General features: G+C 73.3%; 11 protein-coding genes. All 11 read right to left on the bottom strand.

What is annotated here, in order from left to right; translation table 11 throughout:
• Nucleotides 1-80: 80 nt before the first annotated feature.
• The 11 genes from hpnH to ACWDD9_RS00320 all read right to left on the bottom strand — a co-directional run bounded on the left by hpnH (nt 81) and on the right by ACWDD9_RS00320 (nt 12,406).
• On the bottom strand, nt 81-1,109 hold the full coding sequence (gene hpnH / locus ACWDD9_RS00270; RefSeq protein WP_049649487.1) for an adenosyl-hopene transferase HpnH: 1,029 nt from the start codon (nt 1,107-1,109) through the stop codon (nt 81-83).
• A 2-nt stretch (nt 1,110-1,111) separates the two neighbouring features.
• A complete protein-coding gene (locus ACWDD9_RS00275) occupies nt 1,112-1,792 on the bottom strand; it encodes a 5'-methylthioadenosine/S-adenosylhomocysteine nucleosidase family protein (protein WP_449810377.1) in 681 nt (226 codons plus the stop codon).
• Nucleotides 1,789-3,813: a squalene--hopene cyclase gene (shc, locus tag ACWDD9_RS00280; protein ID WP_049659813.1), complete on the bottom strand. Its 2,025-nt coding sequence runs from the start codon at nt 3,811-3,813 to the stop codon at nt 1,789-1,791. The genes ACWDD9_RS00275 and shc overlap by 4 nt, the downstream gene beginning before the upstream one ends.
• A 64-nt stretch (nt 3,814-3,877) precedes the next feature.
• The gene (locus ACWDD9_RS00285; RefSeq protein WP_063780402.1) at nt 3,878-4,966 is read right to left on the bottom strand and encodes a polyprenyl synthetase family protein; all 1,089 of its coding nucleotides are present in this window, start codon (nt 4,964-4,966) and stop codon (nt 3,878-3,880) included.
• A gap of 209 nt (nt 4,967-5,175) precedes the next feature.
• Entirely contained in the window at nt 5,176-6,609 is a 1,434-nt protein-coding gene (gene hpnE / locus ACWDD9_RS00290) for a hydroxysqualene dehydroxylase HpnE (RefSeq protein WP_449810378.1), read from the bottom strand.
• A gap of 127 nt (nt 6,610-6,736) precedes the next feature.
• Nucleotides 6,737-7,594 (bottom strand): presqualene diphosphate synthase HpnD, encoded by an 858-nt coding sequence (gene hpnD / locus ACWDD9_RS00295; RefSeq protein WP_375876312.1) that lies wholly within the window; start codon nt 7,592-7,594, stop codon nt 6,737-6,739.
• 41 nt (nt 7,595-7,635) lie between these two features.
• Nucleotides 7,636-8,601 carry a squalene synthase HpnC gene (gene hpnC, locus ACWDD9_RS00300; RefSeq protein WP_117492544.1) on the bottom strand — a complete coding sequence of 322 codons (966 nt, stop codon included), beginning with the start codon at nt 8,599-8,601 and terminating at the stop codon, nt 7,636-7,638.
• A gap of 272 nt (nt 8,602-8,873) precedes the next feature.
• Entirely contained in the window at nt 8,874-9,683 is an 810-nt protein-coding gene (locus tag ACWDD9_RS00305; protein WP_234348229.1) for an ABC transporter ATP-binding protein, read from the bottom strand.
• Nucleotides 9,676-10,617 (bottom strand): ABC transporter permease, encoded by a 942-nt coding sequence (locus ACWDD9_RS00310; protein WP_049649806.1) that lies wholly within the window; start codon nt 10,615-10,617, stop codon nt 9,676-9,678. The genes ACWDD9_RS00305 and ACWDD9_RS00310 overlap by 8 nt, the downstream gene beginning before the upstream one ends.
• A 155-nt stretch (nt 10,618-10,772) precedes the next feature.
• Nucleotides 10,773-11,672 (bottom strand): glycosyltransferase family 2 protein, encoded by a 900-nt coding sequence (locus tag ACWDD9_RS00315; RefSeq protein ID WP_074004362.1) that lies wholly within the window; start codon nt 11,670-11,672, stop codon nt 10,773-10,775.
• Complete coding sequence (locus ACWDD9_RS00320; RefSeq protein ID WP_049649827.1) at nt 11,669-12,406, bottom strand: CDP-alcohol phosphatidyltransferase family protein; 738 nt, start codon at nt 12,404-12,406, stop codon at nt 11,669-11,671. Before ACWDD9_RS00320 ends, ACWDD9_RS00315 begins: the two co-directional genes overlap by 4 nt.
• Between the last annotated feature and the right edge of the window lie 61 nt (nt 12,407-12,467).

The following is a 12,467-nucleotide window of genomic DNA, read 5'->3' on the forward strand; positions in this document are numbered from 1 at the left end:
CCGGCCTGGCTGCGGGGGCGGAGCCGGCCCCGGGCGCGGGGCCCGGGGCCGGGGTGCCGACCCGGAGGTCGGCTCCCCGCTCAGCGGCCCTTGTTGCCGTTGACGGTCTCGGTGATGGCGCGCAGCGACTGCTGCAGCGAGCCCATCGTCGCGAGGACGGCGGTCGGCTCGTAGCCGCAGTGGGCCATGCAGTTCTCGCAGCGCGGGTCCTTGCCGCGGCCGTACTTGCTCCAGTCGGTCTTCTCGACCAGCTCGCGGTAGGTCGGCACGTAGCCGTCGGCCATCAGGTAGCAGGGCCGCTGCCAGCCGAACAGCGAGTAGTTGGGGATGCCCCAGGGGGTGCACTCGAAGTCGGCCTTGCCCTCCAGGAAGTCCAGGAAGAGCGGGCTGTGGTTGAGGCGCCAGCGCTTGCGGTTGCCGTCGGCGAAGGCCGCGCGGAAGAGCGCCCTGGTCTGCTCGACGCCGAGGAAGTGCTCCTGGTCGGGGGCCTTCTCGTAGGCGTAGGCGGGCGAGATCATCATCTCGTCCACCTTGAGCTCGTCGTTGAGGTAGTCCAGCACCTCGATGACGGTCTGCGGGGTGTCGGTGTTGAAGAAGGTGCTGTTGGTGGTGACCCGGAAGCCGCGCCGCTTGGCCTCCTTGATCGCGGCCACGGCCTCGTCGAAGGTGCCCTCCTTGGCCACCGACTCGTCGTGCCGCTCGCGCATGCCGTCGATGTGCACCGCGAAGGTGAAGTACGGCGAGGGCGTGAACTTGTCCATCTTCTTGCGCATCAGCAGCGCGTTGGTGCAGAGGAACACGTACTTGCGGCGCTCGACGAGCTGCCGGACGATCTCGTCGATCTGCGGGTGCATCAGCGGCTCGCCGCCGGCGATCGAGACCATCGGGGCACCCGACTCCAGGACCGCGCCGACCGCCTGGGCGACGGGCATCCGCTGCTTCAGGACGCCCGCCGGGTGCTGGATCTTGCCGCAGCCCTCGCAGGCGAGGTTGCAGGCGAAGAGCGGTTCCAGCTCCACGATCAGCGGGAACTTGTCCCGGCGCTTGAGCAGCTTCTGCTGCATGAGGTAGGTGCCGACCCGCACGGTCTGGCGCAACGGCATGGCCATGGCTAGCTCGCCTCCTGGGGGAGCGTCGAGGATGTGGGGTGGTTCAGGTCTACGGAGCCGGGCGCGCGCTCCTGCTGGTACCAGTCGACGAGGGCGGGTACCGTCGCCCGCAGGGTCCGCCAGGCGCGCACCCCGGCCGGGAGGGTGCCGGGCCGCAGCAGCTCGTGCTCGGGCGTGTCCACCACCACCCGCAGGACGGCCGCCGGCAGCACGGGCCGGACCTCGCGCAGCGCGGCCAGGACGGCGGCGGCCTCCATGTCGACGGCGAGCGCGCCCTGGAGGTGCAGCGCCCGCCGTTCGATGCCGCGCACCACGTGGTCGGCGGTGTGGTGCACGCCGGTGTGCACGGTCAGGCCGCGCTCCTTCAGCGCCCGGGTGAGCTCCGCGCCGGAGTCGAGCGGGTACAGGTGGCCCTCGGCATCGCGCACGCCGTCGGCGGCGACCACGTCGCCGGGCAGGACGCCCGGGCCGAGCGCGGCGCCGAAGCCGGCCACCACCACGGCGCCGTAGCCGCTGGGCGCGGAGCCGAGCAGGCGCCGGACGGCCAGCCCGGCGCGGCGCCGGCCGACCCCGGTGCGCACCAGCACCGGGGACCCTCCGGTCGCACCGCGCCAGTCGCCGCCGCGCAGGGCCCAGACCTCGGGGCCCAGGGCGCAGAGCACCAGCAGGGGCGCGGTGGTCACCGCGCCGTCCCGATCGCCGGGGTTCCGTCGGCCCGGATCGTGCCCGGGGCGCCGTTGAGGTAGCGGCCGAGCGCGGTGACCGGGAAGACCAGCCGGTACAGGTGGTAGTTGATGGAGAAGTCCCACGGGAAGCCGGTGCCGGTGAACTGCGGCTCGTCCCAGGTGCCCTCGGGCAGCTGGGTGCGCACCAGCCACTCCGCGCCGCGCTCCACCGCCGGGTTGGCCCGGTCCTTGGGCCCCTCGCCGGCCGCGAGCAGCGCCATCAGCGCCCACGCGGTCTGCGAGGCGGTGGAGTCGCCGCGCCCGGCCCAGCGCGCCGGGTCGTCGTAGGAGCGCATGTCCTCGCCCCAACCGCCGTCGGCGTTCTGCCGGTCCTCCAGCCAGCGCACCGCCCGGCGGATCGCCGGGTGCTCGTCGGGGACGCCGGCCGCCACCAGGGCGGGCAGTACCGAGCCGGTGCCGTAGATGTAGTTGGTGCCCCAGCGGCCGAACCAGGAGCCGTCCGCCTCCTGGTTGCGCAGCAGCCACTCGATGCCGCGCCTGGTCCGGGGGTCGCGGGAGCGGCCGGTCTCGGCGAGCATCTCCACCACGTGCGCGGTGACGTCGGCGGACGGCGGGTCGACCACCTCGCCGAAGTCGCAGAACGGCAGCTTGTTGGGCAGCGTGCTGGTGTTGTCCACGTCGAAGGCGCCCCAGGCGCCGTTCTTGGACTGCATGCCGAGGTTCCACAGCACGCCCCGGTCCACCGCGCCGTCGACCTTGGCCGGGTCGGGGTGGGCGACCCGGCGCAGCGCGAGCACCACCTCGGCGGTGTCGTCGATGTCGGGGTAGGTGTCGTTCTCGAACTCGAAGGCCCAGCCGCCGGGGGCGAGCCCGGGCCGCTTCACGGTCCAGTCGCCGGGCTTGCGGATCTCCTCGCCGAGCATCCAGTCGACGGCGGAGACCAGCGCCGGGTGGTCGGCCGGCACCCCGGCGTCGACCAGGGCGATGGTGGCCAGGCAGGTGTCCCAGACCGGGGACTGGCAGGCCTCCAGCCAGCGCTTGCCGTCCTCGGTGTGCACGGTGAAGCGGTCGAAGGAGGAGAGTCCGGCCTTCATCACCGGGTGCTCCAGCTCGTAGCCCTCCAGGTGCAGGGCGATCAGCGAGTAGACGGCGGGGGGCTGGATACCGCCCCAGCAGCCGTCGGCCTCCTGGCGTTCGACGATCCAGCGGCAGGCCTGCGAGAGGGCCAGTCGGCGCAGCGGGCGGAAGGCCCGGCGGTGGTAGGCGTGCAGCGCCTTGTCGAGGCGTTCGAACAGGCCGTCCCAGGTGGTGGCGGGGGCGAGCGGCCGGTGGGGGTACGGGTCGTTCGGGTCGGTGTGCAGCTCGGTGAGCGGGAAGGGCGCCGGACGGACCGGGCGGTGGGAGGAGACGACCGTCAGCGGGACGATGGTCTGGCGGGCCCAGCAGCCGAAGGCGTAGATGTTCAGCGGCAGCCACCTGGGCAGGAAGATGATCTCGGGCGGCATCTCGGGCAGCCGTTCCCAGGGCCACCAGCCGAACAGGGCGAGCCAGATCCGGGTGAACACCCGGGCGGCCGCGATGCCCCCGGCGGAGCGGACGTAGCGCGCGGCGGCCAGCATGTGCGGGGCTTCCGGGTCGTCCCCGGCCAGTTTGAGGGCGACGTACGCCTCGACGGTGGTGGACAGCTCGGGCGGCCCGCCGTGGAAGGTGGACCAGGTGCCGTCCTCGCGCTGCTGGGAGCGGATCCATTCGGCGGTGGCGCGGGTCTGCTCCTCGGTGCGGATTCCCAGGAACTGGCGGAGCAGTAAGTCCTCGGCGTCCATGGTGACGTTGGTCTCCAGGTCGCCCTTCCACCAGCCCTCGGACGACTGCAGGGAGAGCAGGTGGGTGGTGGCGCGGGCCAGGGCCTCCCGCGCGTCGGCCGGTCCGTGGTCCGTCTCACCGGCCGGCCGCGGCTGGTCGGTGTCCTCGGGCTGCCACCGCCCCGTGCCCAGCAGGGCCGGGGGGCGGTCGCCCACCGCGACCGGCTCGGAATCGTACTCAGGGTCGAGCCGGCCGTCCGCGGTTGCTGTCAACGTAACGTCACCTCTCTCGTACCACCACGAATTCGGCGAGTGCGACGAAGTGCTCCCGCACCTCGTCGGTCATGGGCACCTCGTCCAGGGCGGCGAGGGCAGTCGTGTGCTGGCGGCGGGCCTCCTCCCGGGTCCAGGCGCGGCCGCCGGCGTCCTCGATCAGCGCGGCGCGGGCGGCGAGCTCGGGCTCGCTCTCCTCCCCGCGTCCCTTCGGGTCGGCCAGCTCTTCGGCGAGCCGGCGCGAGGCCGCTCCGCCCTCGGCCAGGGCGGCGGCGACCGGAAGGGACTTCTTGCGCTGGCGCAGGTCCCCCCAGTGCGGCTTGCCGGTGACCTCGGTGGCGCCCCAGATGCCGAGCAGGTCGTCCACCGCCTGGAAGGCGAGGCCCAGGTGGTGGCCGTAGCGCTGGAGCGAGTCGGAGACCTTGTCGTCGGCGCCGGCCAGGACGGCGCCGATCGCCGAGGCGGCGGCCAGCAGTGCCGCCGTCTTGCCGCCCTCCATCTCCAGGCACTCGGCGACCGTGACGCTGTCGCGCTGTTCGAAGGCGACGTCCATGGCCTGGCCGTCGATCAGCCGGCGGGTCGCCGTGGTGAGCAGCCGGACGGCGCGCGCGGCGTCGGTGGCGCTCGCCCCGCCGGTCACGGCGGCGTCGAGCAGCACCTCGGTGCCGAGCGTCGCCAGGGCGTCGCCGACCAGGATCGCCTGGGCCGGCCCGAAGACCGTCCAGGCGGTGGCCCGGTGCCGTCGGGTCTCGTCACCGTCCATCAGATCATCATGGAGGAGGGAGAAGTTGTGCACCAGTTCAACCGCGACCCCACCGGGCACGCCGACCTCGGCCGCCGCGCCGGTGGCCCGGGCGGACAGCAGCGCCAGCGCCGGGCGCACGGCCTTGCCGCCGTCCCCCGTCACCGGGGTGCCGTCCCGGTCGATCCAGCCGAAGTGGTAGGCGGCGACGGTGTCCATGGGTGCGGCCAGTCGGGCGACGGCGGCCCGTAGCGGCGGGGTGCAGAGCGTACGGCTGCGGGCGAGCAGCTCCGGCACCGAGACCGGTTCGGCGTGCGCCGTGCCTCCGACGGCGTAGCCGGTGCGTGACTCCACGTGCGTTCCCTCTTCCTCGTGGTGCCGGGCCGCACGGGGCGGCCGGGCGCTGTCGGTGCGGCTGGTGTCGAATCGAGTGCCGGTGCCGGTGGTTCCAGCAGCGCCGGTGGTGCCGGTACGGCCGGCCGGGCCGCTCCCGGTGGATGCGCCGGTGCGCTCGACGGTACGCCCGTCGGCTCTGGCGGGCTCTCCGGCGGCGGGGCCCGCCGTCACCTGGGCCACCTCCCGTCGCCGCGGTCCACCGGCGTCCGGGTGCCGACCGCGGCGAGCGCGGCGTCGGCCGCGGCGTGGCCGCTGCGCACGGCGCCCTCCATGGTCGCGGGCCAGCCGGTGGCCGTCCACGAGCCGGCCAGCAGCAGGCCGGGGACCTCGGTGCGGGCCGAGGGGCGCAGTGCCCCGTTGCCCGGCGCCGGGTCGAAGGTCGCGGTGCGCTCCCGGGTGACGAAGAAGTCCAGCACCTCGGCCTGGGCCGCGGCCGGCAGCAGCCGGCCCAGCTCGGGCAGGTAGCGGCCGCGCAGCTCGGCCACCGGCAGGTCGATCTCGTCCTGCGCGGCGGACTGCGACAGCGCCAGGTACTGGGCGCCCGGGTGGGCCCGGCCCGTCGGGGTGGCGGCCAGGCCGGAGTGCGCGGTGCGGTCGAAGACCCACTGGACCGGGGAGCCGAGCGCGGCGAAGAACGGCCGGCGCAGCACCTTGCGGTCGTAGACCACGTGCACGTTGAGGATCGGCGCGGTGCCGAAGCCGGCCAGCCGCTCCTGCCCGGGGACCGCGTTCGGCGGCAGCAGCGCGGCCGCGCTGTCCTGGGCGCCGGCCAGCACCACGGTGTCGGCGGTGAGCAGTTCCCCGCCCTCCAGCCGGACGGCGTGCTGCGGCGCGGCCGGCTTCAGCTCGGCCACCCGGGACCGCAGCAGCACCCGGACGCCGGCCCGCTCCAGTTCGGTGAGCGCCCGGTCGTGGTGGATCACGCCGAGCGGGACGGCGGCGGTGCCGATGTCCGAGGCGCCCGGGTCGGAGAGCAGGCCGGTCTTGAACACCATCCCGGCGAGCGCCAGCGAGACCTGGTCGGCCCGGGCGTTCAGGGTGGCGACGCCGACCAGGTCCCACAGGGCGGCCTGGGTGGCGGCGTTCTGCCCGTTGCGGCGCAGCCAGTCGCCGAAGGAGACCTCGTCCAGGGCCGGGTCCGCGAGGTCCAGGCCCCGCAGGGCGAGCGCGCCGCGGACCACCCGGGCGCGGTCGGCCGGGGACAGGTGCGGGTAGCGGGCCAGGCTGCCGGCCAGGTGCAGCGGGACGGGCAGGCCGGCCCGGCGCAGTCGGCCCAGGGTGCGCACCGGGGCCTCCGGCGGCCCGGTGACGGAGAGCACCGGGATGTCGAGGCGGTCCTGGAGGTGGACCAGCCGGGAGGCGCCGAGGCGCTCCAGCAGGCCGCGGTAGGCGGTGCAGCAGCGCAGGTAGACGTGCTGGCCGTTGTCGACGGTGAGCTCGCCGCGCTGGAAGGAGAAGGCCAGGCCGCCGAGCCGGGGCCGCCCCTCCGCGAGGGTGACCCGGTGGCCCGCCTCGGCGAGGCGCAGCGCGGCGGTGATCCCGGCGAGGCCGCCGCCGACCACCACGGCGGCCGGGCGCGCGGCATCGGCTCGCCCGGTCATCGGCCCTCCCCCTCGCGGTCGGTGGACCGCCCGCGGGCGGTCCCTGAAGAAGATCCTCGTTTGTTCAACATGGAACTACCCACACGTGATTCCCAGCTGACACAGCGTGACAGAACTGTTGCGAGAATCAAGAACGCCCCCCGGCGAGCCCGGAAAGCGCCACGTACGCCTTCTCCCAGCCCGGCAGCGAGACCCGGCCGCGCAGGACCGACTCCGGTTCGGCGGCGATCCGGCCGAGCAGCCGGTGGTAGATCCCGGCCATCGCGGCGGTGCAGGCACGGCTGCGGCGGTCGAGCATCGGCAGCAGCCGCAGGCCCTCCTCGAAGGCGGCCTGGGCGCGGGCGGCCTCGAAGGCCACCAGGCCGGTGAAGTCCGCGCCGACCGGCGGCTCGGGCAGGGCGAAGCCCTGCTCGCAGCCGAACCGGACCAGGTCCTCGGCGGGCAGGTAGGTGCGGCCGGTCAGGGCGTCCTCGCGCAGGTCGCGCAGGATGTTGGTGAGCTGCAGCGCCAGGCCCAGGGTGTCCGCGTAGCGCGCCCCGAGCTCCGGGTCGTCGCAGCCGTAGACGCCCAGCGAGAGCCGGCCGATCGCGCCGGCCACGCAGCGGCAGTAGACCTTCAGCTCGTCGTACGTCTGGTACTCGGCGCCCTTGAGGTCCATCTCGACGCCGTCGATCAGCTCGTCGAAACCGCCGAGCGGGATCGGGAAGCGCCGGGCCGCGTCGGCCAGGGCGACCTTGATCGGGTCGGTGTCGTCGTCGGCGACCACCCCGGAGCGGACCTCGTCCACCAGCTCCCGGGTGCGCACCAGCGCCTCGGCCTTGCGGTCGTCCGGGAGGTCGCCGTCGCCGATGTCGTCCACCCGGCGGGCCAGGGCGTACAGGGCCGACATGGCCAACCGCTTGGGTTCTGGCAGCAACCGGATGCCGTAGCTGAAGTTGCGCGCCTGCAGTCCGGTGACTGCCTCGCAGTACCGGTACGCCGCCATGACCTGGGCCGACGCCAGTGGTGATGCCGCCACGCGGGCGTTCACCTTCCCTTCGCGAAGATGGCCGCCGCCTTCGCTGCGAGGCGGCGCTTGTCCGGCTTCGCCTGCTGGGCGAGCACGTCGTACCCGGCGTCCTCGACGGCCGCCAGGGCCGCATAGCCGCCTGCGGTGAATCCCGCCAGGAGCAGTCGAAGCCTCCCCCGAACCGTACCTACCAATGGTGCGCCGCGGTCGAGCAGGGTGCGGGCCCGCTCGACCTCGAAGGCGATCAGCTCGCGCACCGCGCCGTCGGCGGAGGGCGCGGCCAGGTCGGCCTCGGTGACGCCGAAGCGGGCCAGGTCCTCCGCGGGCAGGTAGATCCGGCCGTGGGCCAGGTCCTCGGCCACGTCCTGGATGTGCTCGACCACCTGGAGGCCGCTGCAGACGGCGTCGGAGAGTTCGGTCCGCTCGGGGGTGGAGACGCCCGCGATGGCCAGCACGAGGCGGCCGACCGGGTCGGCGGAGAGGGTGCAGTAGCCGATCAGGTCGTCGAAGGTGGCGTAGCGGGAGGTGGTCTGGTCCACCCGGTTGGCCTCGATCAGACGGCGGAACGGTTCGGGGGTGAGGCCGTGCCGGTCGACCAGCGGGACGAGCGCGCTCATCAGCGGGTGGCGGGGGCGGTCCGCGCCGGCCGCTCCGGAGCCGCCGGCGGTGCGCAGGGCCGTCTCGAAGACCCGGTCGAGGTCCTGCTCCAGTCCGTCGAGCAGGGCGAGCCGGAAGGCGGTCTCCTGCGGAGCCGGCGGGCCGGACTGGTCCGAAGGGGTGGCGGGGGGCGTCTGCTCGACCCCGAGCAGCCGGGCGGTGGCGGCCGGGTCGGCCAGGTCGCCGTCGCCGGCGTCGTCGACCAGGCGGGCGAAGCCGTACACCGCCATCAGGTCGTCGCGCCAGGCCGCGGGCAGGAAGAACGGGGCGACGGGGAAGTTCTCCGCGCCCGCCTTGTCCAGGGTCTGTCCTGCGGAACCGTTCACCGGCGTATCTCTGGGCTGGGCCGAAGCCGACACTGCTGTCACTCCCCCGTTCTACACCGCTTGGCACGACCGGTCCGACTCGGACACGCGTCCGAGCGCGGGCGTCACGCACGGCACACCGCCCCCGCGACCACCAGGCTGACACGCCCGGGCGCGCCGGAGAAGAGCGCCCCGCCGGGGCACCGGGCGCTCGCCTCCGCGCCGGGCGGCGGGAAAGGCGCGGGGCCGGCTCCGGAAGCTCCGGAACCGGCCCCGCGGGAGTGTGACGGGGACTACGGTCGCTCGCCGCGCTCGTAGCGGCTCACGACCTCCTCGGTGGGTCCGTCCATGACCAGCTCGCCGGCCTCGATCCATATGGTCCGCTCGCAGACCTCGCGGATCGAGTTGTTGTCGTGGCTGACCAGGAAGACCGTACCGGCGGACTTGCGCAGCTCGTCGATCCGCCGCTTGCTGCGCTGCTGGAAGGCCTGGTCGCCGGTGGCGAGGGCCTCGTCGATCAGCAGCACGTCGTGGGTCTTCGCGGCGGCGATCGAGAAGCGCAGCCGGGCGCCCATGCCGGAGGAGTAGGTGCGCATCGGCAGGGAGATGAAGTCGCCCTTGTCGTTGATGCCGGAGAACTCGACGATGTCCTGGTAGCGGGCCCTCACCTGGGCCGGGGTCATGCCCATGGCCAGGCAGCCGAGGACGACGTTGCGCTCACCGGTGAGCTCGTTCATCAGCGCGGCGTTGACGCCCAGCAGCGAGGGCTGGCCGTTGGTGTAGATGCCGCCCTTCTCGGTCGGCAGCAGGCCGGCGATGGCGGCCAGCATGGTCGACTTGCCGGAGCCGTTGGAGCCGATCAGGCCGATCGCCTCGCCCTTGTACGCGGTGAAGCTGATGCCCTTGACCGCGTGCACCTCGCGCACGCCGGAGGCGCGCTTGCGGCTGATGATGCGGCTCAGCGCCGAGGTGGCGCTGCCCTTGCCGGAGCCGGCGCCGTGCACCTTGTAGACGATGTGCACGTCGTCGACGACGACGGTGGGCTCGCGGGCGACGTCCGCGTCCGTGACGGTGTCGTTGTTGCTCAGGTCGATGTCAGCCACGGCCGTACTCCTCCTCGGCCTTCCAGAAGAAGACGTATCCGACGACGAACATGCCCACGCCCCAGGCCAGGCCGTACGCCCACTGGTGCGGCGGGAGGGTCTGGTGCACCGGCTGGTGCGGGTTGTAGATGACCGGCGCGAAGGCGTGCCGCAGCAGGTCCATGTAGATCGACGCCGGGTTGAGCGACATCAGCGTCTGGATGTAGTGCGGCCAGTGCGTGATCTTGTCCTGGATGCTGAACATCACACCGGACAGGAACATCCAGGCGCGCATCACGAACGGGATCAGCTGGGAGATGTCGCTGGTCCGGGAGCCGAGCCGGGCCATCACCAGGGAGATGCCGGTGTTGAAGAGCGTCTGCAGGAGCAGCGCCGGGATGATCAGCAGCCAGGTCCGGCCCGGGGTGATGCCGGCGGCGAGCACGGTGACGACCAGGACGACCATCGAGATCAGCAGCTGCTGGAGCTGGATCACGGTGAAGGCGATCGGGAGGCTGGCCCGGGGGAAGTGCAGCGCCCGGATCAGCCCGAGGTTGTCGGAGATCGCCCGGGTGCCGGCCTGCACCGCGTTCTGGGTGAACTGGAAGACGAAGACGCCGATGCACAGCCAGGCGATGTAGGTGTTGTCCGGGAAGCCCTGCTTGCTCGCCAGGATCACGCCGAAGACCAGGTAGAACACCGCGCAGTTGAGCAGCGGGGTCACCACCTGCCACAGCTGGCCGAGCTTGGCGTTGGTGTACTGGGCCACCAGGCGGGCGGTGGCGAAGGCCCAGATGAAGTGGCGCCGGGCCCAGAGCTGCTTGGAGTAGGCGAACAGGCCGGGACGGGCGCCGCTCACCGCCAGACCGTACTTGTCCGCAAGCTGCTTGGGGGTCAGGCCCGCGTCCGCCCCCCTGGGGGCCGAGAGGCTGACGGGTTCACTCACTGTCGACACATTCGTCCTTCACGCGGGATCGGTCGGGGCGGCCGGTCGGCGGGGTCCGCCGGTCGTGCGCCGATGGGGATCCACTGGGATCTCGGGGGAGCCGGCCGGTGTGTGGGCACCGGCCGCAGCGATCGATCATCCGATGCGGATGCCATCAGATGTGATCAGATGATCGGAGGTCGGCCCAGCCTGGTCAGTCGCCAGACGGTACGCCACCGCATGGGCCGCCGCGCACCGCAGGGTTCGCGCCAGCCCGCCCGGAACCCGCCCCACCAGGCCTTCAGCGCCTCCGGGGAGGGGCGGCGGGCCAGGGTCAGCAGGAACCAGGTTCCCAGATAGAGAGGCACCAACAGGGCCGGAAGGTTCCGCCTCGCGAGCCAGACCCGGTTGCGGGCCACGTTGTGGAAGTAGCTCGCGTGGCGGGCGGGCGAGGTCGTGGGGTGGTGCAGCACCACGTCCGCCCGGTAGTCGATGGCCCAGCCGGCGTCCAGCGCGCGCCACGCGAGGTCGGTCTCCTCGTGGGCGTAGAAGAACTCGGCGGGCAGCTGCCCGGCCTGCTCGAACACCTTGCAGCGCACCGCGCTCGCGCCGCCCAGGAAGGTCGTCACCCGGGACGAGCGCAGCGGGTCGCTGGCGCGCAGCCGGGGGACGTGCCGGCGCTGGGTGACACCGGTGTCCGGGTCGGCGATCCGGAAGGAGACGATGCCCAGCTCCGGGTCGGCGGTGAAGGCCTCGCGCAGCAGGCGGGCCGAGTCGGTGCGCGGCAGGTTGCCGTCGTCGTCCAGGAAGAGGACGGCGTCGACCTCCGCGCCGTCCCGGCCGAACAGCTCGATGCCGACGTTGCGCCCGCCCGGGATGCCCAGGTTCTCCGGCAGCTCGACGGTGCGCACGCCCTCCGGCAGCGGGGGCAGCTCCACGCCCTGGCCGACCACGGCCAGCTCGACCGCCGGGCCCTCCTGGGCGCGGACGGCCTCGATCAGGGCGTTGAGCTCGGCGGGCCGGTTGCCCATGGTGATGATCACGGCGCCGAGGCGGAAGTCCTCCGCGGTGCCCCGCGCGCTCATCGCAGCCTGCTGGAGAGGACGATGCTCAGCAGGTGCAGCACGGTCTGGAGCATCGCGATCGCGGCCAGGACGACCACCGCGAGCCGGGTGAAGAGCAGTCCGCCGTGCACGGCGTCGGCGACGCCGGCGGCCAGGATGAGCAGGGAGGCCTCGACCGCGCCGACCAGGCGGTGGAACTTCAGGAAGGAGGCCGCCCGGCGGGCCTTGGCGACGGAGGCCGAACGCGGCACCGAGGCGCTGTCCTCGACGGCCGTCAGGCCACTGCGGGCGCGGGCCACGTCCACCAGGTCGGTCTCGGACTTGATCAGGATCGCGCCGAGCGCGGCCAGGGTGCCGAGGAAGGCCCACTCCCAGTGCGACCCGGTGCCCTCGCGGTGCAGCAGGTCGGTGGCGCGCAGGCCGAGGCCGGTCAGCAGCGCCGCCTCGGACATGTAGTGGCCGACCCGGTCCAGGTAGACGCCGGTGAGCGAGGTCTGCCGGCGCCAGCGGGCCACCTCGCCGTCCACGCAGTCCAGCAGCAGGTAGACCTGGATCAGCAGGGCGCCCAGGACGGCGCCCGCGATGCCCGGCAGGACCAGCGCGGCGCCGGCCAGGATGCCGGTGACCATCATCAGGTACGTCAGACCGTTGGGCGTGATCGCCGTCACGGTGGAGAGCACCCGGGTGATCCGCAGCGAGATCTTCCGCATGTACAGGCGACCGGCCCAGTGCTCGGCACTGCGGCGCTGGAGCATGCCCTCCGGGTGGATCACCGCGCGCAGTTCCTCGATCGAGGGCCGGCGGGTCAGGTCCACC

Source organism: Kitasatospora sp. NPDC001119 (assembly GCF_053598475.1).